Source organism: Enterococcus malodoratus, assembly GCF_027659535.1.
GTDB lineage: Bacteria > Bacillota > Bacilli > Lactobacillales > Enterococcaceae > Enterococcus_A > Enterococcus_A malodoratus.
Genome location: NZ_JAQDPG010000001.1, coordinates 636,061 through 660,279, shown reverse-complemented (window position 1 = coordinate 660,279; position 24,219 = coordinate 636,061). Strand labels below are relative to the sequence as shown.

Annotated in this window: 22 protein-coding genes; 20 read left to right on the top strand and 2 right to left on the bottom strand. The window is 37.7% G+C overall.

All coding sequences use genetic code 11. The annotated features are described in order from the left end of the window. The first annotated feature begins 18 nt into the window (after positions 1-18). The 14 genes from PGP85_RS03215 (at position 19) to PGP85_RS03145 (ending at position 17,159) form a co-directional block, all read left to right on the top strand. Complete coding sequence (locus PGP85_RS03215) at positions 19-2,457, top strand: polysaccharide lyase 8 family protein (protein WP_270326093.1); 2,439 nt, start codon at positions 19-21, stop codon at positions 2,455-2,457. A 285-nt stretch (positions 2,458-2,742) separates the two neighbouring features. Next, complete coding sequence (locus PGP85_RS03210; RefSeq protein WP_270326092.1) at positions 2,743-3,750, top strand: NADH:flavin oxidoreductase; 1,008 nt, start codon at positions 2,743-2,745, stop codon at positions 3,748-3,750. Positions 3,751-3,905: 155 nt separating this feature from the next. After that, the gene (locus PGP85_RS03205; RefSeq protein WP_270326091.1) at positions 3,906-4,454 is read left to right on the top strand and encodes a helix-turn-helix domain-containing protein; all 549 of its coding nucleotides are present in this window, start codon (positions 3,906-3,908) and stop codon (positions 4,452-4,454) included. 14 nt (positions 4,455-4,468) lie between these two features. Then, positions 4,469-5,107, top strand: coding sequence for a YczE/YyaS/YitT family protein (locus tag PGP85_RS03200; RefSeq protein ID WP_090405745.1), 639 nt, complete (start codon positions 4,469-4,471; stop codon positions 5,105-5,107). A 352-nt stretch (positions 5,108-5,459) separates the two neighbouring features. Continuing rightward, positions 5,460-6,821: an amino acid permease gene (locus PGP85_RS03195; RefSeq protein WP_270326090.1), complete on the top strand. Its 1,362-nt coding sequence runs from the start codon at positions 5,460-5,462 to the stop codon at positions 6,819-6,821. A 635-nt stretch (positions 6,822-7,456) separates the two neighbouring features. Beyond that, a complete protein-coding gene (locus PGP85_RS03190; protein WP_270326089.1) occupies positions 7,457-9,259 on the top strand; it encodes a KxYKxGKxW signal peptide domain-containing protein in 1,803 nt (600 codons plus the stop codon). A 101-nt stretch (positions 9,260-9,360) separates the two neighbouring features. Continuing rightward, entirely contained in the window at positions 9,361-12,273 is a 2,913-nt protein-coding gene (locus PGP85_RS03185; protein WP_333490238.1) for an MBG domain-containing protein, read from the top strand. A gap of 461 nt (positions 12,274-12,734) precedes the next feature. Continuing rightward, positions 12,735-13,340, top strand: coding sequence for an Asp23/Gls24 family envelope stress response protein (locus PGP85_RS03175; RefSeq protein WP_270326088.1), 606 nt, complete (start codon positions 12,735-12,737; stop codon positions 13,338-13,340). A 23-nt stretch (positions 13,341-13,363) separates the two neighbouring features. Continuing rightward, entirely contained in the window at positions 13,364-13,609 is a 246-nt protein-coding gene (locus tag PGP85_RS03170) for a GlsB/YeaQ/YmgE family stress response membrane protein (protein WP_251867796.1), read from the top strand. A gap of 217 nt (positions 13,610-13,826) precedes the next feature. Continuing rightward, positions 13,827-14,399, top strand: a complete 573-nt coding sequence (locus PGP85_RS03165) for a hypothetical protein (protein WP_270326087.1) — start codon at positions 13,827-13,829, stop codon at positions 14,397-14,399. Positions 14,400-14,561: 162 nt separating this feature from the next. Continuing rightward, on the top strand, positions 14,562-15,305 hold the full coding sequence (locus PGP85_RS03160; protein ID WP_270326086.1) for an SDR family oxidoreductase: 744 nt from the start codon (positions 14,562-14,564) through the stop codon (positions 15,303-15,305). Positions 15,306-15,365: 60 nt separating this feature from the next. Next, the gene (locus tag PGP85_RS03155) at positions 15,366-15,767 is read left to right on the top strand and encodes a MerR family transcriptional regulator (RefSeq protein ID WP_251867794.1); all 402 of its coding nucleotides are present in this window, start codon (positions 15,366-15,368) and stop codon (positions 15,765-15,767) included. Positions 15,768-15,810: 43 nt separating this feature from the next. After that, entirely contained in the window at positions 15,811-16,509 is a 699-nt protein-coding gene (locus PGP85_RS03150; protein ID WP_270326084.1) for a flavodoxin, read from the top strand. Between the two features lie 71 nt (positions 16,510-16,580). Continuing rightward, positions 16,581-17,159: a histidine phosphatase family protein gene (locus PGP85_RS03145; RefSeq protein WP_270326083.1), complete on the top strand. Its 579-nt coding sequence runs from the start codon at positions 16,581-16,583 to the stop codon at positions 17,157-17,159. 46 nt (positions 17,160-17,205) lie between these two features. On the opposite strand, the gene PGP85_RS03140 is transcribed toward PGP85_RS03145, so the two are convergent. Then, complete coding sequence (locus tag PGP85_RS03140; protein WP_270326082.1) at positions 17,206-18,081, bottom strand: MurR/RpiR family transcriptional regulator; 876 nt, start codon at positions 18,079-18,081, stop codon at positions 17,206-17,208. A 283-nt stretch (positions 18,082-18,364) separates the two neighbouring features. Between PGP85_RS03140 and PGP85_RS03135 the strand changes: the two genes are divergently transcribed. Together PGP85_RS03135 and PGP85_RS03130 are read left to right on the top strand one after the other, a co-directional pair. Beyond that, the gene (locus PGP85_RS03135) at positions 18,365-19,384 is read left to right on the top strand and encodes a Gfo/Idh/MocA family oxidoreductase (RefSeq protein ID WP_270326081.1); all 1,020 of its coding nucleotides are present in this window, start codon (positions 18,365-18,367) and stop codon (positions 19,382-19,384) included. Between the two features lie 25 nt (positions 19,385-19,409). Further along, complete coding sequence (locus tag PGP85_RS03130) at positions 19,410-20,387, top strand: Gfo/Idh/MocA family protein (protein ID WP_270326079.1); 978 nt, start codon at positions 19,410-19,412, stop codon at positions 20,385-20,387. 60 nt (positions 20,388-20,447) lie between these two features. Here PGP85_RS03130 and PGP85_RS03125 read toward each other — a convergent pair whose 3' ends face one another. Next, complete coding sequence (locus PGP85_RS03125; RefSeq protein WP_270326078.1) at positions 20,448-20,591, bottom strand: hypothetical protein; 144 nt, start codon at positions 20,589-20,591, stop codon at positions 20,448-20,450. Positions 20,592-20,911: 320 nt separating this feature from the next. On the opposite strand from PGP85_RS03125, the gene PGP85_RS03120 reads away from it, so the two are divergent. The 4 genes from PGP85_RS03120 (at position 20,912) to PGP85_RS03105 (ending at position 24,064) form a co-directional block, all read left to right on the top strand. Then, positions 20,912-21,892: an aldo/keto reductase gene (locus tag PGP85_RS03120; RefSeq protein WP_270326077.1), complete on the top strand. Its 981-nt coding sequence runs from the start codon at positions 20,912-20,914 to the stop codon at positions 21,890-21,892. A gap of 120 nt (positions 21,893-22,012) precedes the next feature. Next, positions 22,013-22,630 (top strand): flavodoxin family protein, encoded by a 618-nt coding sequence (locus PGP85_RS03115; protein WP_270326075.1) that lies wholly within the window; start codon positions 22,013-22,015, stop codon positions 22,628-22,630. 112 nt (positions 22,631-22,742) lie between these two features. Next, a complete protein-coding gene (locus PGP85_RS03110) occupies positions 22,743-23,150 on the top strand; it encodes a MerR family transcriptional regulator (protein WP_270326074.1) in 408 nt (135 codons plus the stop codon). A gap of 17 nt (positions 23,151-23,167) precedes the next feature. Further along, positions 23,168-24,064, top strand: a complete 897-nt coding sequence (locus tag PGP85_RS03105) for a MurR/RpiR family transcriptional regulator (protein WP_270326072.1) — start codon at positions 23,168-23,170, stop codon at positions 24,062-24,064. Positions 24,065-24,219: the final 155 nt, after the last annotated feature.

Sequence of the window (24,219 nt, the reverse complement as noted above, 5' to 3'; positions counted from 1 at the left end):
AGTGAAAGGAAGCCAACTATGCATATCAAAAAGTTTATTTTACCAATTAGCGGCTGGTTAATCGCACTGATTTTCTTTCTCGGAGTATCAACACAGCTCTTGACTGTGGAGGGACAGGCGGCTGAGGACGAGACAGAAAGTTTTCATGAGTTGCAAAAAAAGTGGAAGCAAGAACTCGTATCAGATACGTATGATGAAACCGATCCTGCAACTGTAAAGTATGTTAATACATTGTCCGAAGAGGCCGAAAAACTTTATCAAACCTTGAATAAAGCACCAGACAGAGCCTATCTTTGGACACCCAAACCCGGTGATACAGCTTCGGCCGACTTTACAAGTCAATTTTCAAATTTGCAGCAATTAGCCTTTGCCTATGGAACCAATGGAACTAGCAGTTACCACAACTCTGAAATTTTGTCTGCCGTAACAGCAGGACTTGATTTTATGGTAACTAAAAAGGGATATGATGGGAAAAAATTTCACGGAAATTGGTGGGATTGGCAAATCGGTGTTCCGCAAAAATTTATTAGTATCTTAATGGTAATAAATGACCAGCTAAATCCAGAGCAAAGAACTCTTTATACTTCTGCAATCAGCGGTTATGTACCAGATCCTTTCAAACAGCTATATACAAAACCACAAGGAACATTTATTGATTTAGCCTTCATTCCCAATTTTTCGACAACAGGCGCGAATCGGACTGACCTAGCTCAAACTGTACTAGGTTTAGGTATTTTGCAGCAGGATGAACGAAAAATCAAACAAGCATCAGACAGTATCATCGACGTCTTCAAACTAGTGACGAAAGGTGACGGATTCTATCAAGATGGCTCTTTTATTCAACATAATACGATTCCCTACACAGGCTCATACGGGAATGTTTTAATTAGCGGAGTAGGTAAAATTTTAGCGATTACCCAGAATTCATCCTATGCAATGGCGCCTGAAGTTATTCAGCAATTTGTTGAAAACGTTGAACAAGCTTTTATTCCATTGATTTATCAAGGAGAAATGCTGCCCACCGTTAACGGACGTTCGATCTCAAGGTCTCCAGCTAAAACCAAAAACGGCTATGGCTCGACCACGCTTTATAATTTATTGATTGTTGCCAAGTTTGCGCCCGCGGAAAGTCAAAAGAGATTGAAGGAAGCAGTTAAATACTGGATGAAAGAAAATCCAGATTATTATTTTACTAATATTAGGAACTATAATGATTTGCTGATGACTCAGTCGTTGATGGCTGATACTTCTATTGAAGGAAATCAACCACCCTTTACCGGAACAAAAATGTACGCAGCAATGGACCGATTTGTTCAGCACACACCAGACTATACACTTGGTTTAGGTTTATATTCCAGCCGAATATCTTCCTTTGAGGCGGGGAATAAAGAGAATAAGCGCGGGTGGCATACTGGAGATGGAATGCTCTATCTTTACAATGATGATGAAGTACAATTCAACAAGTCCTATTGGCCGACGATTGATCCGTATCGCTTGCCAGGAACAACGATTGACACGGTCCCTTTAAAAGATGAGGTTTCCGCTTTTACAACAGTTGTTTCTACAGAAGATGGGGTCGGCGGTGTCGCGAATCAAAGTCAGGCCGTAGTCGGAATGGCACTGAATAAATCTGGAACAAAAAATAATGGTGTACTTTTGCCAATGAACCTTAAAGCAAAAAAATCGTGGTTTATCGTAGACGGACAAGTAATAGCGTTAGGTTCCGGGATTACCGGAGATACAGCGGCCTCGATTGAAACGGTTGTAGATAACCGTTTATTGAATAGTAAATTTAACTATCAAATTTTATCTGACCAAAACGAAAATGCTGAAATGGAGAAGCCAAGTAACAGATCTTGGTTGCTGCTGCAATCTGATCAGCCGCAAAGTTCCATGGGCTACTATTTTCCAGAAAAAGAGGCTGTCACTGTAAAACGAGAACAGCGCAGCGGAACTTACAGCCAAATCAACGAAGCTTTTCCGAGTGAAGAACTATACACGGGTGAGTACGCAAAACTTTTAATCAATCATGGAAATCAGCCGCGCAATGAAACGTATACTTATGCGATGCTTCCCGGGATCAATGCGGAAGGCTTAAAAGAATATGCTCAAAAAAGACCCGTGACTATTTTAAAAAATACCCCAGAAATTCAAGCCGTAGAATTAAAAGAAGACAATTATTTAGGCATCAATTTTTGGCAATCATCAGGAGGCGAAGTTGCAGGTATTCGTTCAGATAAACCAATTGCGCTTATGCGACAAGTAAATAAAGAACAAACGGATTATGTAATTTCTGCTCCTACGCAAAAAGTTCAATCAGTTACACTTCAAATACCAAAAGATTTTTCGGAAGTAGTAACGATGAGCGAGGGTATCGTCTACAATCAAAATGATCAAACATTTACACTCGATTTTTCTCAGACAAATGGTTCGAGTAAGACGATTAGTGTGAAGTAATGACGGATCGTATTTCAGAAGTAGACTGAAAGAGATTACGGAAGACTCACTTTATTATTTAGATATTCTCAATCAGAAAGAATCAAAATCCTGTATAAATGGATTTTGGTTCTTTTTTTTTAGTTTTCTACAGCGATAAATGAAATAGACTTTCAATGAGTGAGTCTGTATTTGAAAATAGGCATCAACTTTTTAAACGGAACTATTAGGATTAGGGTTAAACTGATAGACTTAGGTATGTAGAAATGGACGGCTCTATCAAGAAATGGAAAAGGAGGTTTGAATATGAGTTTATTAACATCACCCATCAAAATCGGAAGCTTAGCAGTGCCCAATCGATTAGTTATGCCTCCGATGGCAACATCAAAGTCCAAAAAAGGCGGAGAAGTAAGCGACGAGATCTGTGAATACTATGCCGAAAAATCGAACGGCGGCTATATCGGCTTGATTATTACAGAACACAGTTTTGTTAGTCAAGAGGGCAAAGCAAGTAAGGGACAGTTGTCGATTGCTAAAGACAGTGACGTACTTGGACTCGAAAAATTAGTTTCATCTATCCATCAAAATCGAACAAAAGTATTTGCGCAAATTAACCATGCGGGTGGTTTGGCAAAAAAGGAAATTACGGGCTTTGACCCGCTCAGCGCAAGTTCGGTTGAGTTGCCTAAGACGACAAGAAATAAAAATTTACCGCATGAAATGACCCAGAAAGAGATTGAGAAAGTTATTGCCGATTTTGCTGTTGCCGCGCTAAGAGCGAAACAAGCTGGCTTTGATGGGGTGGAAATCCATTCAGCACACGGATACTTATTGAATCAATTTTATTCTCCTTTGACGAACAAACGACAGGATAACTATCACGGAAATTCTATTGAGGGAAGAATTCAACTGCATTTGGAAATCATTCAAGCTATTCAAGCAAACGTTGGATCAGAATTTCCTATCGCCTTACGTTTGGGCGCAAGTGACTATTTGGATGGTGGTACAACGATCGAGGACAGTGTCATCGCGTCAAAAGAATTTGAAAAAGCCGGAATTTGTTTATTGGATATTTCAGGTGGGTTCAATTTTTATACCAACCCAACTACAAACGAGCAAGGGTACTTTAGTGACTTATCAAGAGCAATTAAACAAAATGTTGAAATTCCTGTTCTACTGACAGGTGGGATCACGGATGCTGCTGTAGCAGAAGAATTATTGTGTGAAGAAAAAGCGGATATGATTGGTGTTGGCCGCGCTATAATGAAAAATTCAGATTGGGCAAAACAAGCGAATCTCTCCTTGAAAAATTGAAAGTTTATCAATTGATGGTAGGTTCTGACTAAAGCAGCATTTCTTTTTTAGGAAGAAATGCTGCTTTATTTTTTCTTTCTATTGACAAGTCTAAATAATTCCAGTAGCTTTACACTATAGTGGATTTTATCCAAGATAGTAATTTGGAGGTTTGTATGATTTCAGCCAATGAAATGATTAGTCGAAACATTAAACGTATTCGGCAGGAAAGAAATTTAACCTTAGATGATCTAGCGCGATTATCGGGTGTGAGTAAAAGTATGTTGAGTGAGATTGAACGGTGCACTAAAAGTCCTACAATCTCGATGTTGGAAAAAATCTGTACGGGAATCAATATTCCTTTGGCGCAGTTAACATATGTTGAAACGCCAAAAGTTTCTGTGATTAAAAATGATTCGACGAAGCATTATTCGACCTCAGAAGGTTTCGATACGTACAATTTGTTTGAGTTTGATCTCGATAAAAAATTCGAAATTCTTCGACATGTGATCGCTCCTCATTCAGAACGGATGTCGGAATATCATGAGGCGGGAATCAGGGAGTATATCATTTGTACACAAGGGTTATTGAATATTCAAGTTGGTGAAAAAAGCTTTGAACTGCAAGAAGGCGAGGCCATTCAATTTTTGGCCAATTGTAATCATAAGTATGCAAATACGTCAGATGAAGAAACGAAAATCTTAATGTTGATGTATCGAGAATAGAAAGAAGGGGTTAAATGAAAGGGTATAGTGTTCGGCTTATTAAGTTGGTATTTGGATTGTTTCTATTTGCTTTGGGCTCTTTTTTAACTATTCAAGCAAATATTGGGTTGGCTTCCTGGGAGGCGTTTAGTATTGGAATCGCGGATCTGACCAATCAAACGTACGGAAATATTTTGATCATTAGTGGCTTGGTCATTTTAGTCGTGGACGTGGCTTTGAAGGAAAAAATTGGTTTTGGGACAATTCTCAATACGATCTTGATTGGAACCTTTGTAGATATGATTCAAGCAGCTAATATTATTCCGCAGATGACTAATTTTTTCTCCGGCGTTGTGCTGCTTTTATTAGGCCAGGTATCTATCTGTGTCGGAAGTTACTTCTATATTGGTGCATCACTGGGATGTGGACCACGCGATGCTTTAATGGTTGCTTTAGGCAAACGGATGCCTAATGTACCAATCGGTATCGTTCGCGGAGTAATTGAAGGGACTGTTCTGCTGATTGGCTGGCTATTAGGCGCAAAAATCGGTATTGGAACAGTTATTTCAGTTTTCGGTATCAGTTTTATTTTAGAAACAACGTTTAAAATACTGCATTTTGATGTGACTAATGTGGAACATGAAAGTGTTGTGGATACGGTGAAGGCGTTGTAGCAATTTTTATATTCTAAAGGTCTCGCATTGTTTTTAAACAATGCGAGACCTTTTTTGTATTAGTACGTAGTTTAAACAACGAAAAATGGTCTAATATACCAAAAAAAGAATTATTTGATTTTTTCTCATTGAATAAAAATTTTTTAACTAAAAATAATCAGACACGTTTTTCCGAGTTTTATTAATTGCGAAATCAAAAAGACAGGTATATAAATTATTTAGATTGAAAATATGCTGTATAAAAATTAATCGAGAAAAAGATTTTATCATCGTATTTTTAAAGTTGTCTAGAATTGGTTTAGGCCAAAATTGGCGGATATAATTTTCTAAGGGTTGAAAGGAGTGATTTATTATGTCCAACCAAGAAGTGAATAAGGATGGAACAAAACGAACATTATCAAATCGTCACGTTCAAATGATAGCAATAGGTGGAACGATTGGGACAGGCCTGTTTTTAGGATCTGGAAATTCGATTAGTAAAGCTGGAACTTCAATCATTTTAGTTTATTTGATCATCGGCGGTTTTTTCTTTTTGATGATGCGGGCAATCGGAGAAATGCTCTATGCGGATCCTGATCAGCATACATTTGTTGTGTTTATAACTAAATATTTAGGTGAACGTGCAGGGAATTTTGCGGGCTGGAGTTATTGGATTGGTTTAGTTTTTTTGGCAATGGCGGAACTAACCGCGATCGCTACCTATATAAAGTTCTGGTTTCCTAATCTGAATGCTAGTTTAATCGAACTTGTTTTTCTAGTTCTATTGACGTCTTTGAATCTGATCGCTGCGCGAATCTTCGCTGAAACGGAATTCTGGTTTGCGATGATTAAGATTGTTGCAATCCTATCGATGATTATCACAGGAATCATTTTAGTCATGACGGGTTTTAAATCACCAGATGGAAATATCGCCAGCTTCGGGAATATTTTCCATGGATTTGAAATGTTCCCTCATGGTGTGAAGACATTTGTCGCTTCGTTTCCGCTAGTGTTCTTTGCTTTTCAAGGAATGGAATTTATCAGTATCACGATCGGTGAAACTAAAAATCCGCGTGAAGTACTGAAAAAAGCCGTTAATGAAACTATTTATCGAATCTTGATCTTTTATATTGGCGCGATGGTAATCATTATGAGCATTACACCTTGGCAAACGATTGATCCAACAGAAAGTCCATTTGTTCAAGTCTTTTCTTTGGCAGGTTTGTCAGCAGCAGCTACAATAATAAATTTCGTTGTACTTACTTCGGCGGCCTCCGCTCTAAATAGCGCAATTTTTTCAGCGGGGCGTCATTTTTATCAATTATCATCTGAAGCACGCGCGCCTTTTTTCAGAAGCTTTGATAAGATTTCTAAAACCGGTGTGCCGGCAAGGGGGATATTGGCATCAGCAGCCTTGATGCTAATTGGGCCATTGCTTACATTGATACCTCAGATTGGAAGTGCCTTCATCTTTGTGACATCTGTTTCGAGTGATATGTACATTATCGTTTATGCAATGGCTGTTTATTCACATCGAAAATATAAAACCTCACAAGATTATTTGGCTGACGGATTTAAGATGCCTTTTTATCGAGTGACAAGTCCAGCGACATTATGCTTTTTCGCAGCGATCTTTATTAGTTTATTCTTTAATAAAACTTCGCTTTATCCAGCAATTGGCGCAGTTGTTTGGACGATTGTTTTCAATCTATTTGGTCGTTTGAAACGCGGATAATAAAAAAATTGAATAATTATGAAAGAAGAGTCGTGTAATAACGGCTCTTTTTTTTAGTTCAATGATGCAGCGTTAAATTTTATAAAGAATGCATATGTAGTTTAAGAAAGCCTCATCCTTCTCTAGGAGGGACGTTCATTTTGTAATCATCAACAATAATCGAAAATTATCGTTATTTATATTCCTCGTTGAAATTAAAAACAACAACATAGAGAGCACTTTCAATAGATAAAAATCAAAAATTGAAGAAAATGAGAAAATTAAATAATTGCCATGTTCCAATGAAAAGAATCGTTAATTCTTCAAACTATAAAAAAATGAGGAATGGTAGGGAAAAAACGTAAATTAGAATTAATATCAGGTGATAAGATTTATCGTCAAATAAAAAAGGATAGAATGTGAGTCAGGTATCCCAATAATTTTATTTAATAATGCATAAATATTAGTCTATTATTTTTGATTATGAAACAAATATTTTATATAACAAGTGATATATAAGTGGAAAATGTTTATTCAAAATAACCGGAAATAATGAAGTATAAAGGATTTCCTGACGAAACGTTATTATATTAATAAAATATAAAAAATGTATAATAATGTTCAAACGAAATACTATGCATGAAGGGGTGACATAGATGGATGTTAAAGTACACTATAAAATGAGGAAACGTAAGAAAAGATGGATCGTTATAGGGATCTCAGTGACAAGCGGGATCATTTTTTCTACCCAGATAACCACACAAGAAGTCCACGCAGATGAAGTAACGATAAGTGAAAAGCAAAAGAGCGATTCGTTGGCACAACCGGTGGATAATGCCAGGGATGGAACTAGTCAAGAGCAGAAACAGAGTTCAGAACAGGTTCCCGCAGAGTCAACGGAGGGATCTAGCTCGAACACGACCACCCCTGTAGTGCAACCAGAATTAGTGAATTCGACAACAAATACAGCTGATAATAATAATTTAGATAGTAGTACCATTCACACGACTGTTCAACCACAGGCAGATGATCAAAATAAAACGAGTCAAATAACTTCTCAAGACAAGGATAATTCGTCTCAAGCGGTAGAGAAGCAAAATGATAATATATCACAAGTTATTAATGATTCAACTGTTAAAAATGATGCAAATGCTACAAAGACAACGGATCAAAACAGTGTTGCAGATTCAACAACTCGACCAGATCAAAATCCGGCAACTGAAACAACTCCGGTACAACAGGAAAAATCAGCAGCTTCATTGGATTCTTCGAATGAAAGTTCTAAAACAGTTGGAGAGACAAAACAGGCAGACTCGGCCTTCACATCGAACAATGAAACGAAACTTGTTCAGTCCACAAAAGAAAAAGCTGTGACTAATGAATTATTAAGCAGCTTGGATTCCATTGATACTAAAGATCAAAGAAATAGCATCACATTTAACGGACAAACGAGTTATGCCGGAAAATATGACGCAGATTCACAACCAAAGGAAGGTACCTCAAGTAGCAACACAATCGCTGTGACCTTTTCTAATATTAATAAAAATGATGTATTAAAGGTAACCGTTCCTAATTTCTTCCGTCTTTCAGATGGACCAGAGGTTAATGGCTTTACTAAATCACTTGCAGGTGATGGCAGCAGTATTACTTATACAGCTACTCAATCGGGGATTAATGGTGTGTTCAATCTGAATGTATTAGTGAATACACTACAGATTTTCAATAAAACAGTTACAGGAGACGTAACACTTACACTTAACAATAAGGTGGCACAAACACTTTCTGCGGCAATTACTTACGGATTATACGATCAAAATGTTACATACGAAGCTACGAATGATACTACTGGACAAAGCGTTCCAGTAAAAGTAGGCGAAAATTTCGTATCTAAAGTTGCCAATAATTCAGGCAATTTTTCATCAAGCCATTTGAATGCAAGCACCTATGAAAGTATTGTTTATACTATTCCGGTTCCCAAAGGATATCAACTGGACACTGCAGCAACTGAAAAATTTAATAAAATAGCGGTTCAATATGACAATAGCTATTACAAAATTACGCAGTCTGGCATTGGTTCGAACGTTGTGATCACGGTTGATCCTAGTATGTTTAGCACAAGTAAATCTGGCTTCAGTATTTTGGGGAATTCATTTTATTTTGTTGGGAAACTGACAACGAATGATGTTGCAGTAACAACGGCACCTACAGTTGCTTTTAAAAATAAAGTTGGTGATTTGACTGAGGGAATTGGCTCACCATTTGCAGTTACCTTAGCGACTTCAGCTCCTAACCAAGGGGCCGTTTGGTGGAATCCTTCGGTAGTTTATGTATCCGCCAATGATTTAAACTCGTTAAACGTGTCGCCTACTAGCAATTTTACTGTCCATAGTAACGATAATCAAGTTAGTAAAGCAGTAACAATTACGATTACAGTTCCTCAAAATACAAAGAAGACTTAACACCTACATTAACAGGCGTCGTTGCCGGAGATAAAGTCGATTATAGCTTCTCTGACATCAGCAAAGATAAAGATGCCGGAACCTACGCTATTAAGGTCACGGTGGGAGACAACAAAAACTATACAATACCGGTGAAAGACGGCACATTAGTAATCGATAAAGCAAAAGCTGAACTAACCGTTCCAAACAATCTAACAAAAGTTTACGACGGTAACGGGTATACTACGCCAATTACTCCAAGTATCACTGGTGTAGTTGCCGGAGATAGTTTGAACTATACGGTCCAGGATCTAAGCCAAGATAAAAATGTTGGGACATACGAAGTAAATGCATCACTTGGTGAAAATAAAAATTATGAAGTATCTGTTCATAAGGGGCAGTTATCTATTACTCCAGCCACAGTAACCATCGAAGGTCCGCATATCCATAAAACTTATGATGGTCAAGCGTATAAAGAAGAATTGACTCCAGTATTAGCGGGTGTAATCAATGGAGAAAAAATCAACTACAGCTTCTCAGATATCAGTCAAGATAAGGATGCTGGAACCTATGCAATTAAGGTCACTGCAGGCGATAACAAAAACTATGCAGTAACAGTGAAAGATGGGGTATTAGTAATTGATAAAGCAAAAGCTGATTTAACCGTTCCAAGTAATCTAACAAAAGTTTACGACGGCAAAGGATATACTACGCCGATTACTCCAAGTATTACTGGTTTAGTTGCTGGCGATACCCTGAATTATGCTGTTGAAGATTTAAGCCAGGATAAAGAAGCTGGAACATATGATGTAAATGCAACACTTGGAGAAAACAAGAACTATGATGTGACTGTTCATAGGGGGCAATTAGTTATTACTCCTGCAACAGCTACGATTGAAGGTCCAGATGTCCATAAAACTTATGATGGTCAAGCGTATAAAGAAGAATTGACTCCAGCGTTAACAGGTGTTCTCAATGGTGATAAAATCAATTATAGTTTCTCAGATATCAGTCAGGATAAGGATGCTGGGACCTACGCGATCAAGGTCACTGCAGGCGATAACAAAAATTATGCAGTAACAGTGAAAGATGGGTCATTAGTAATTGATAAAGCAAAAGCTGATTTAACCGTTCCAGACAATCTAACAAAAACTTACGATGGTAACGGATATACTACGCCGATTACTCCAAGTATTACAGGCGTAATTGCTGGTGACAGCTTGAACTATACGGTTCAGGATTTAAGCCAAGATAAAAATGTTGGCACATATGAAGTAAATGCATCGATTGGTGAAAACAAGAACTATGATGTGACTGTCCATAAGGGGCAATTAGTTATTACTCCAGCTACAGTAACCATCGAAGGTCCACATATCCATAAAACTTATGATGGCCAAGCGTATAAAGAAAAATTGACTCCTACACTCACTGGAATCATTGCAGGAGACCAAGTCAACTACAGTTTCTCCGACATTAGTCAGGATAAAGATGCTGGAACCTATGCCATTAAAGTCACTGCGGGAGATAATAAAAATTATACAGTAGCGGTGAAAGACGGATCATTGGTAATTGATAAAGCGAAAGCTGATTTAACCGTTCCAAGTAATCTAACAAAAGTTTACGACGGCAAAGGATATACCACATCAATTACTCCAAGCATCACTGGTGTAGTTGCCGGTGACACTCTGAATTATACTGTTGAAGATTTAAGCCAGGATAAAAATGTCGGGACTTACGAAGTAAATGCATCGATCGGTGAAAACAAGAACTATAATGTGATTGTTCACAAGGGGCAATTAGTTATTACTCCGGCTACAGTAACCATCGAAGGTCCGCATATCCATAAAACTTATGATGGTCAAGCATATAATGAAGAATTGACTCCAGCATTGACAGGTGTTGTCAATGGAGAAAAAATCAACTACAGCTTCTCAGATATCAGTCAGAACAAGGATGCTGGAACCTACGCGATTAAGGTCACTGCAGGCGATAATAAAAACTATACAGTAACGGTGAAAGACGGTACTTTAGTAATAGATAAAGCAAAGGCTGATCTAACTGTTCCAAGTGATCTAACAAAAGTTTACGATGGCAAAGGGTACACCAATCCAGTTACCCCAAGTATTACGGGAGTAATTGCCGGTGATAGTTTGAATTACAATGTAGAAGATTTGACCCAAGACAAAGATGCGGGGACGTACGAAGTAAATGCGACTCTTGGAGAAAATAAGAACTATGATGTAACTGTTCATAAGGGCCAATTAATTATTACTCCTGCAACAGCTACGATTGATGGTCCAAATGTCCGCAAAACTTATGATGGACAGTCGTACAATAAAGAATTGAACCCTGTACTTACTGGATTTGTTAAGGGAGATCAAGTCAATTACAGTTTCTCTGACATCAGTCAGGATAAAGATGCTGGAACCTATGCCATTAAAGTAACTGCAGGAGAAAATAAAAACTACAAAGTGACGGTGAAAGATGGATCATTGGTAATCGACAAAGCGAAAGCTTCTGTGAAATTTGATACTTTCGAACATGTAGAAGATGGTAAAAAAGTACCAGTCAAATACACAGTTGATAATCCATTGTTGAATCAAATGCTTGAAAAAATGGGTATTAAGTCTGTTGGACCAAAAACAGGAACTTATATAATTAATGGAAAAGAATTCAGTTTAACTGAATTATCTAAGAACTTCGATATTTCAGTTGTTCCAGGTGTTATAAAAATTATTTCTGCTAAACATCCAGCTACGGCAACAAATAGTCACAAGACATCAATTCTAACTCCTAATGATCAGCCCCATCAATTGCAAGGCACTAACGTTGAAAGTAATACTCAGAATAATACTAACGATGTTTCTGCAAAAGAAATGACAATCAGCAAAGTGGGCTCAGAACAGGTTGCGAAGACCTCGGAAAAGGTTTATCCGCAAACTGGTGAAAAAGAAAATCACTTTGGGTTACTAGGTGCATTAATTGTAGGAATTGCCGGACTATTTGGGCTTGCTAGAAACAAAAAAGAAGACTAGTTTTTAGCACTCTCAGTTATAGGCATAGAATAGCACTTGAGATAGATTCATGGTTAAAATGAATCTATCTCAGGTGTTTTTTTGTTTGTCTATTAGAATGGCTGCTGATTTTCTTCCATTTATAATAGAAGAAAAAAACATGTAATAGCGGTGTGATTGAAAATGGAATCCTTGATATCTGTTATTTTAATCGTAATTGAAAGACTCTCGGGAAATTTAACTTTGAGGCGTTTTCTCTATGAATGTTTCTTTCAATATTTTTAAGCAAAAATCGGAATAGTTAATGATGGATTGTGACGCTATAAGCAGATTATTGTTCATACAAAATAAAATAAGTTATGCTATTTAATGTAAACATGAATGGAAAATAAATTGATTATTTCTCTAGAGAATAAGTACAGGTTATTTTATATCTTGTAATCAACAGTATTTCATGAAGATTAATATAGGAGGACTTTATAATGGAAAACAATTACGAAAACAAAAATGTAGATGAAAAGACAGCAGTCTCAGGACAAGTAGACCTGAATAATTCGGGTTCTATTCATAGCGACAACACTTCAGAAGTCCAAGGTGATGTGTTTTATGAAGATAAGGTGATTCAAAAGATCATCGGTACAGCAGTGGAGAAAATTGATGGATTATTGACGGTAGACGGCGGTTTCTTCTCCAATCTGGCGGAGAAAATGGTTAATACTGAAAATGTTACTTCCGGGATCGAAGCGGAAGTGGGGGAAAAACAGGTAGCGGTTGATATGGATGTTGTGATCGAATACGGTCAGGATATTACAGAAATTGCTGCTCAAATTAGAAAAGTGATTCGCGATGAAGTAGCCAAGATGACTCATTTAGAAGTGATCGAAGTGAATATTCATGTGGTGGATATCAAAACTAAAGCCGAATTTGAAGAAGACAGCGAAACTGTTCAAGATAAAGTAACGAGCGCGGCGAAAACAACCGGCGAATTTACTTCGAAACAAACAGATAAAGCGAAAGATGCTATCGGTCGTGGTGCGGATAAGGCACAAGAGAAGATCGAAGACAATCAAGAAACACGAGTAAACTAATTATATTGTAGGAGGAAATTATCATGGGTTTATTATGGTCATTAATTATAGGAGCAGTCATCGGGGCAATCGCCGGAGCTATCACAGGTAAAGGAAACAGCATGGGCTGGATCGCGAATATCATCGCAGGTTTAGTTGGTTCGGCCTTAGGTCAAGCACTGTTAGGTTCTTGGGGACCGTCATTAGCTGGTATGGCATTAGTACCATCAATTATTGGTGCGATCATTCTAGTTTTAATCGTTTCTTTCTTTTTAGGAAGATCAAAATAGAGAAAAAGGCTGTAACCTTCGAGTGAGGTTACAGCCTTTTGTGTAATAATAAAACGATTTTTTTATAAGTAGCTTTTTAACTTTTGAAAAGTATCTAGGCAGATGGCGTAGTTTATCTTATACTGAGACTAAAAATGTAAGCGATTTACATTTTTGCGATGCTATTTAGCACGAAATGCATGGTATCAGTAAAAAATGAGAATCAGGGAGAAAATAAGTGAAGATAAAGTATTTGAAAAGGCCGCAGAGTTATGGTAGTTATCAAGCAAATCGCATCATTTGGATTGTAACTTTGAAGAACGAGTTATTGATTAAGTTCAATATTATAGATGAGTTTGGAAATCTGCTGTACAAAATTACCGAACCCCCAGAAACCGAAAACTATGAAATGTCCGAATACGCTTTATCGGCTGAACAGTTGACGGAAATAAAAAATCTTTCTGATGAAAATAATCCTGATTTTGAATGGGACTTGGATGATGAGGAAGAAATAGTTTTCATGTTGGGGAACTTTGGAGAAAGCCTAGCGAGGCGAAATTGGCTGGCGAGAGATAGTGAAAAGGATGACCAAGTCATTGTAGATTATATATTTGATTCCAGTAAAGAGGTCTTGAAGAATGAATTTTTCCAAGTCGATTTTTTTGCTAAAGGAATAACTGAGGATGAGGTGATCGAGAACTTTTTACTTCCTAAACTGATCGAGCGTGAAGAGATGGACACGGTTATAGTGAATATCGCTGAGGGCGGTGTAGTCGATAGTTATCGGGTGACGATACAAGAGCATGAGTAAATTAAAAATGATGAATAGTTAATGATTACAAAGGGTGGATACTTTGATAAGTATTTACCTTTTTTTTGATTCAAAAACTATTTCTGGTTTAAAATTCAAAATTCCTCCTTGCCTTAAAGTGAACTCCAAGGTGTATGCTTAATTCATCAGGAGGGGAATAGCATGACAGAAAGTAAAGTAATCGTTATTGCAGGGGCTTCCAGCGGAATCGGAGAAGCAAGCGCCAAGCTATTAGCAAAAAATGGCAATAAACTCGTTTTAGGCGCGCGCCGCGAAGGAAATTTGAAAGAGATAGTGAATCAGATTCAGTCAAATAATGGTGAAGCCGTTTATCAAGTGACCGATGTAACGAATAATCAACAAGTTGAAAGTCTTGTAAAATTGGCGATCACTACTTTCGGCAGGATCGATGTCATGATCAATAGTGCCGGAATAATGCCCCATTCACTACTCAAGGATAAAAGAATTCAGGATTGGGACAGGATGATCGATATTAATATTAAAGGAACATTGTACGGTGTTGGAGCGGTGCTTCCTTATATGAATGAGCAAAAATTTGGTCAGATCATTAATATTTCATCTGTCGCTGGACACTATGCACATGCTGGCGGCGCGGTGTATTCGGCAACAAAGTGGGCAGTCCGGGCCATTAGTGAATCACTACGAGAAGAAGTTGCACAAAGTGGATCGAATATTCGAGTGACCATCGTTTCTCCTGGAGCAATTAATACGGAGCTGCTATCTTCAGTGACCGACCCAGCACTAAAGGAAAATTATGAACAGTTCTATGAAAATTTTGGGATTTCCGCTGATCGGGTAGCAACCACGATTCAGCAGGCAATCGATTTGCCAGCAGATGCGGCATGGAATGAAGTTATCATCCGTCCGACAAAACAAGTACAATAGAAAAAAGGATTGATGACACAAGTTTTTTGCTTTGGAAAGACAAAGTAAGAAAGGGGTGAAATGAATATTAAAGAAGTCAGCGAAAAATATGATCTTACACCTGATACCTTACGCTATTACGAACGCATCGGTGTGATTCCGCCGATTACTCGTGATAAAAATGGTTATCGTGATTTTTCTGAAACGGATCTCAATTGGGTATATTTTGCCAAGGTGCTAAGGAATGCCGGCGTATCGGTTGAAGGGTTGATTGATTACGCTAGTCTTTCGCGTGAGGGCGGTGAAACATTAGGCGCTAGAAAAGCAATTTTGCAAGAGCATTTTGATAATGCGGAGGAAAAAATCAAAGCACTGCAAGAAGCACGTGACTATTTAAAATACAAATTAGATAATTTTGAGACCCATATGGTTAATTATGAAAATGAAAAGTTAAAGATCAAGAACGATTTGAAGGAAGAGTGATGAAATCCGTCGGTGAAGGTGAACCTGGGAAGGTGGAATACAAATGAAAAAACTATTCGGGATAATAGCAACAATTTTTACGGTTTCAGTATTGTCCGCTTGCGGCAATACTGAAAATGAAACACAGGATTCAAGTGAAACTGGAAAAGAATCAGCAAGTTCAGCATTGAAGGCGGAGGGTACTGAAAAGTTCGGGAAAGCCTTAGTCGTCTATTTTTCGATGCCGGAAACTGATAAACCAGAAAATATGACGGAAGAAGAAGAAAATAGTGCAGTTGTAATTGATGGAAAAGTTTTAGGGAATACACAATATGTTGCCCTAACGATTCAAGAACAAGTTGGAGCTGAAATTTTTCGAATCGAACCGGAAAAGCCTTATCCAACAGATCATGAAGAATTGGTTGATTTAGCTAGTAAGGAACAAGAAGAGAAGGCTCGTCCAGCATTGAAAGAACAGGTAGCAAATATGGATGAGTATGACACTATTTTTCTAGGATATCCCAATTGGTGGGGGGACATGCCAATGATTCTTTATAGTTTTTTGGATGACACGGATTTAGCTGGAAAAACCATCATTCCATTTAATACTCATGGAGGCAGCGGTTTTTCTAGTACGATTGATTCAATTAAAAAAGAAGAATCCGAGGCGACGATAATAGAAGAAGGCTATTCTGTCAGTCGCAATGAAGTAGACGAAAGCAAAGACGCCGTTATTAAATGGCTGAGTGATCTAACTATCTAAAGTAGCAGTTATCGTTGCGAAATTATTTTCGCAACGATAACATTTATATACGAATTAAAAGGAGCGATGAAATGAAAACGTTATACTTGATGCGACACGGGGAGACATTGTTTAATCAACAGAAAAAAATCCAAGGCTGGTGTGATTCACCCTTAACAGAGCTTGGAAAAAAACAGGCCAAGATTGCAAAAGAATATTTTGTCGAAAATGGAATTGTGTTAGATAGCGCCTATTCTTCTACCTCAGAAAGAGCTTGTGATACGTTGGAACTGGTAACTGATTTGAATTATTCACGAGTCAAAGGTTTAAAGGAATGGAATTTCGGTGATTTGGAAGCGGAACATGAGTACTTGAATCCGCCGTTGCCGTATGGTGATTTTTTCGAGGCATTTGGCGGTGAAATGGAAAAGGATTTTCGTGCACGAGTAGCACAAACTATTCTTGAGCTGATGCAAGCAGATACGGGAGAAAATATTCTAATGGTTTCTCATGGAGCTTCGTGCAGACAATTTATGCGTGAGTGGGAACATGTAAGTACTGTTGAATTGAACGGTCGAATAGCGAATTGCTGCATTTTGAAGTTCGCTTTTAGTGAGAATCAATTCGAACTATTGGAAATCATCAATCATGATTTTGCTAGTATCCGCTAAATGAAAAAGCTTTTCTATCCTTCAATTCGAAGATAGAAAAGCTTTTTTAATCTGTAATTGGCTTGTCCGATAAGATTCCGGTTTCAATCCATTCATTTTTCTGTTTTAAATCAGCCAGGTTACGCTGGAATTCTTTGGCGTAGAGTAATGAAAAAAGAGTATCCAAAATATATTCAAAAGCAACTTGTGAAGAAAAGGTGCTGACCTTCAAGAAATCCATCTCCTCTTGAGTAAACACGAGTGATTGAGTAGCTAGCGGAATCAAGTTTGAGCGACTATTACCAGTCAATAAAATGGAGGGATTATTTTCGTTCATAAAATGTTTTAGCATTCGTTCATATTGCGGAACCCTCGCGCGATAAGTAATAAAAATGGCGCAATCTTTACTTGTAAGACTTGCGGCGTTCCAATCCTCATCCGCGTATTCATCTGCAATAATCAAAAATTTATTGATCTTCACCAATTTGTTTTGAAAACTACGGGCCCGAATTTGCGAATCACCTTGAGCAAATAGAAAAATGCGCTCAGCCTTAGCTAGTAGATTTGCTGTCTCGTCAAGTACCGTATCATCTAATTGCGCGTAAGTTCGCTGGACGGTATTGATTGTTAAATCGGCAATTTTCTTAGCAATCTCCTTAGTCGAATCCTGCGGCAAAAAAGGGAAATTGGCATCAACTGGATTTGATCGATAGAGTTCACTATGGGCAACCTCAGAAACAGCAACACGAAAGTCACGGAACCCTTCATAGCCCATCTTTTTCGCTAAACGGATTACTGATGAATGAGAAGTGTAGGTATCTTTCGCGAGATCAGCGACATTGATCGCAGGGATCGTTGTTAAATTTCGCAAGATATAGTCCGCGATTCGTTTTTCTGTATTCGTTAAATCCTTTTGCAATCGCAATTTGTCGATTAAAAGCATTTCATCACCTTCTAGTTTGTATTAATGGAATCATTTTTTCGGAGATTGTTTTACTGCTAAAAGCAGCGAGTGAAAATTGATATCTCAACTATGATAACTTAATTTGGAGCACTTCAGAAGAAATGTTTTACTTTTTTTCGGGAAATTTTGGTATAAATGTTCAGGATTTAGGAGTGATGATGCGATTGTTTGGATAAAATAACCTGTTTTACTTGATAATCTGTTCAAACCGGCTAGTTCTTTTATAATGAGAGTATCAAATGAAATACGGGGGAATTTATTTATGCTAACAATCGCTTATATCGGAAACGGAAAAAGTACCAATCGCTATCATTTACCAATTTCTACAAAACTAACCGACAAAATTAAGGTCAAAACGATTTATTCACCTAGTGGTAAGATTACTTGGGAGAAAAATCCTGGTACCAATTATACCTCAGACATCAATGAAATCTATGGTGATCCGGAAATTCAGCTTGTAGTTGTGACGACACCGAGTCCGCTGCATTTCAAACTAGGTAAAGAGGCATTAGAACACGGGAAAAATGTTTTGATTGAAAAACCTTTTACAGAAACGTCTGAGGAAGCTAAAGAGTTATACCGCTTGGCAGATGAAAAAGGCTTATTCATTCAATGTTACCAAAATCGTCGTTATGATTCAGACTTTTTAACTGTTCAAAAAGTAATCGAAAGCGGAGTGTTGGGAGATCTATTAGAAGTAGAAATGCACTATGACTACTATCGGCCAGAGGTGCCTGAAAGTGTCGAGAAATTTTCGATCGGAACGAGTTATCTCTATGGTCATGCCTGCCATACATTGGATCAAGTAATTTCTTACTTCGGACAACCGGATGATGTCCATTACGAAGTACGCCAATTATTAGGTAATGATCGAATGAATGACTACTTTGATTTGGATCTTTTCTATGGTCGAATGAAGGTTTCCGTAAAATCGAGTTATTTCCGTTTGAAAGAACGACCAAGTTTTGTCGTTTATGGAAAGAAAGGCGTCTTCGTTAAAGAGACAAAAGATCGTCAAGAAGAACATTTAAAAATGTTTTATATGCCAGAAAACAAGGATTTCGGGATTGATTTGCCTGAACATTATGGTACGCTGACTTATATGGATGATGCAGGTGTTTATCATGAAGAGAAAGTTGTTTCGGAAATCGGAGATTACAGCCGTGTCTACGAAGATATCTATGAAACATTAATTAATGGCAAACCCAAAGCCGTCAAAGATGAAGAAACATTGCTGCAAATCGAGATGTTGGAAAAAGGTATCCAACAAATTATTAGATAGTCGGTGAAAGAAAAGAGGGATCTGAGTGAAATTAGCTGTTTTAGGATCGGGAAAGATTGTGCAAGAGTTCTTACCAATCATCAAGGATTTACCTGGGATTCAAGTGAAAGCTATACTTGGTACAAAGAGAAGTCAGGAAAAGACTGAAAAATTACAGGGAGAGTATGGGATTGATGAATCTTATACTGATATTGATGAGTGTTTGCAGAGCGATGCGTTTGATACTGTCTATGTCGCAGTGCCGAACCATTTGCATTATGGTTTTGCCAAAAAGGCGTTAGAAGCAGGCAAACATGTTATTTGTGAGAAGCCTTTTACATTAAAACATGCGGAATTGCTGGATTTAGAGCAGCTAGCTTTGAAAAACGATTTGGTATTGGTAGAGGCCATCACGAACCAGTATTTAACCAATTATCAAGGAATCAAAGAGGCCAGCAAAAAAATCGGCAAACTAAAAATTATTGAATGTAATTACTCGCAATATTCTTCTCGCTATGATGCCTTTAAAGAGGGGACAATCTTGCCTGCCTTCAATCCTAAAATGGGCGGTGGTGCATTGATGGATATCAATATTTACAACATCCACTTAGTCGTAGGGCTGCTGGGAAAACCTCATCGAGTACAATATTTTGCGAATATTGAACGGGAGATTGATACTTCCGGTATGCTGATACTGGATTATGGTGAGGTGAAGGTAGTCTGTATCGGGGCGAAAGACTCGGAGGCAACGATTCGATCGACTATTCAAGGAACAGAAGGTTCTGTCATCGTCAATGGACCAACAAATACGCTGGAAAGCTATAGTACACAGACGCTTGCCGGTGAAATTGAAACCTTTGATCACAAAGACCATCCGCATCGGATGTACGATGAATTCAAATTGTTTGCTCAAGTAATTGAAAATAAAGACATGACTTTTGTTAAAAAACAGCTTGAACATAGTAAGATCGTGATGGAGATTGTTGAAGCTGCGATTAATGATGCGGGGATTGTCTTAGGTTAGATAAAACATAGTCATGCAGCGCGACCAAAGATGGTAAAGGTCGCGCTGCTTTTTTAATGCTCATTTTCCCCAATAGAAAAATCCATAGTAAAAAACATACCACCAACCAAATAAGCCATGAAAAAGGGCCCAAAGAATGCTGTGCCATTTTCTATAAGAGACGATAAATGCAAGGATATTTCCTAAACCAATTGCTGATCTCATGTTTCTACCTCATGATTTTCAAATTTTTAACGCTGTCGAAAGTAAATGAAAATAGAAGTTAAGTTCGAATATACCATAGATAAACTCTTTTATAACGTTCATATAAATATACACAAAATAAATCGAACGGTTCATATGTTGAAAAAGTTTTGTTTTCATAAGATCGCTTCTATTTAATAATTATCAAAGATAATTAAAGGCATATGCAATACCTTTTTTGAATACTCACAAACTATGTCAGTTTATTTTTGATTAAAACCCTTGCCTTAAAGTGGACTTTAACGTGTATGCTTATAATAGCTAGGAAAGGTGTGTAGTAGATGGAATATGCAAAACTAGGGAACACAGGACTTGATGTTTCGAAAATTTGTTTAGGTTCAATGAGTTTTGGAGATCCGAAAAACTGGATTCACAAATGGGTTTTGGAAGAAGAAGACAGCAGGCCTTTGATTAAAAGAGCTTTAGAGTTAGGAATCAATTTTTTTGATACGGCAAATGTTTACTCTTTGGGGCGCAGTGAAGAAATTCTTGGACAAGCATTGAAGGATTATGCTAAAAGAGACGAGATCGTCTTAGCGACAAAGGTTCATCAAAAAATGTTCGATGGTCCTAATGGTCAAGGGTTATCAAGAAAAGCGATTATGTCGCAGATTGATCAAAGTTTGAAACGTCTGCAGACGGACTATGTTGATTTATATATTATCCATCGTTGGGATCATGATACACCGATCGAAGAAACAATGGAGGCTTTGCATGATGTGGTTAAGTCTGGAAAAGCACGATATATCGGTGCTTCAGCGATGTATGCTTATCAATTTCAAAAGGCGAATAACATTGCTGAGAAATATGGCTGGACGAAATTTATTTCGATGCAGAATCATTTGAATCTGATTTATCGGGAAGAAGAACGGGAAATGATTCCTTATTGTCAGTCGGAGAAAATCGCCTTGACCCCATATAGCCCAATGGCCTCGGGAAGATTAATTCGCGATCGCTCAGAAGCAACGAAGAGAAGCACGACAGATGTGGCACAAAAATCAAAATATGATGAAACAGCGGCTAAGGATCAACTTATTATTGATCGAGTGGCCGAATTAGCAGATAAATATGAAACGAATCGAGTGAATATCGCTTTAGGCTGGTTGTTGCAAAAAGATCCAGTTGTTGCACCAATCGTTGGAGCAACAAAAATGAGCCATATTGAAACGGCGGTCGACGCTGTCGATTTTAAGCTGAAAGAGGAAGATATTCTGTATTTGGAAGAGCCGTATATTCCGCACAAAGTGGTTGGACACAATTAAAATAGAATGTCTTAACAGGAGCTGCGCCAAGTCAATTGGTACAGCTCTTTTTTAAATTTGCTTGACTTAAAGCGTACTTCAACCTATATGCTTGGACTAAATGATATGGAGGTAGGAAGCATGAAAAAGTTGCTTTTGTTCGTTCTTTTTATTTTTTTGTTAAGTGCGTGCGGGTCAAATAATTCTGATTCAGACGATTCCAAGGTAGATAGTCAATCAAGTGTGCGTTTAGAATCGAGAAAATCAAAAGGAGATGGCGACATGGTAAAGTCAATCATTGTATATTATTCATTAACTGGAAATACGGAAGCTGTAGCTGAAGAGATCCATAAACAAGTGGATGGTGAGCTTCTAAGAATTGAAACGGTAGAATCCTATCCTGAGGTCTATGACGATGTTTTAGCAGTTGTCCGATCACAAAGGAATAACAACGAATTGCCTGAGATTATTTCGAAGGAGGTCGATTTTTCTGAATATGACAGTATTTTTATTGGAGCACCGATTTGGTTTGGCGAACCTGCATTACCAGTTGAAAAATGGATTAGTGAAAATGATTTGTCGAATAAAAAAATCTATCCTTTCTTTACGAGCGGTAGTAGTCCCATCAATGAATCGATGGCACGGTACAAAGACCTGCTTAATCAAGCTAACATCAGTAAAGGATTAGAAATCACTTCTTCAAATAAAAGTAACCTGTCGAATGTAGTTGAAGAATGGTTAACAGATATAAAACCTTAATAACAAAGAGACAAAGCGGACAAGGCTTTGTCTTTTTTGAGTTAAAGTCGACTTTAACTCTAGCAGAAATCCTGATAGAATGGACAAAAGAAGGCAAAAAGGAGTGGGGTTCATGAACATATCAGAAGTTGCAACAAAATTCGAAATGACGCCAGCAACCATCCGCTACTATGAAAAACAAGGGTTGATTCCGCCAATCACTAGAAATAATTCTGGAGTCAGAGATTTTCAAGAAGAGGATCTGAACTGGGTCGAATTTATTAAATGTATGCGAGATTCAGGATTATCCATCGACTCTTTGGCGAAATATTCTGAGTTATATCAGCAAGGAGATTCTACTTTAGTTGCACGTAAAAAGATTTTGCTGGACGAATACCAGAAATTATTAGAAAAGCAGAGATTGATCAATGGAACCGTTGATCGTTTGGAAAAGAAGCTCGATAACTACGATCACATGATTCAAGAGTGTGAACAGCAAATGTTTTCTAATGGTATGAAGGCAGTATCTGAAAAGATCTAATGAAGAGGTGATGAGGGATGTATTTGTTCCAAAGAATTGAAGAGGCAGCATTCAAACAAAAGGATGCGAGACGGACGATTGGCGAATTTATTCTTGAAAATCGCGATCAGCTGCAGGATTTAAGTATGGATGAAATTGCCAAAAGGACCTTTACCTCTAAACCGACGCTGGTTCGTTTTGCCAAATATTTTGATTATTCTGGTTGGAAAGAATTCATGTATGCTTTTACTCACGAGGTCGCCTATTATGATGAGAATGCCTACGATGATGTCGATCCAAATTTCCCTTTTTCTGAGGAAGACGACTCGCTGCAAATTGTAGAGCATTTGATGACACTAAAAATGCAGAGCATCAAAGACACGGTTTCACATATTACGGTCGAGGATATGAATCGAGCGGCAGAACTAATCAACCAGGCTGATAATGTCGTCATCTATGGAACCAGTCCAAACTTTTATTATGGGGAACTGTTCAAACGAAATTTATTGACGATCCAAAAAAAGGCCTTTATGTCGAAGTCAGGTGAAAATGGCTTGATTTCTAATTCATTGACCAACCAAGATTGCGCTGTAATCATCTCTTACTCAGGAAATAATCCAGATGAAAATCCCACTAGCAACGTGAAACTTTTAAAGCGTTCTGGTGTTCCAATCATTAGTATTACTAGTGGCGGCAAAAACTATCTCAGAGATTATTCCGACGTGGTATTAAATATTTCAAGTAAAGAGAAGCTTTATTCTAAGATTGCGAATTTTGCTACGCAGGAATCAGTTCTATTCTTATTAGATATTCTTTTTGCGAAAATTTACTCGCTTGATTATGAGGTGAATAAGAAAAATAAAATCGCAAATGCTAAAGTCTTAGAATCGAATAAACGACAAACCACGCTTAAAGATCTATCAGAACAATTTTAACTACGAACATTCATTGTTGAGCCTATCCGGCTTACCGTTGAATGTTCTTTTTTTGTATGCATGAAATGTATTCCACAAATGAAGAGCTAAATTTTAGAAAAAGCGGAATACGTTTTGAGGTTACTCCAAACTATTGGAAACGCTATCTAAGCATG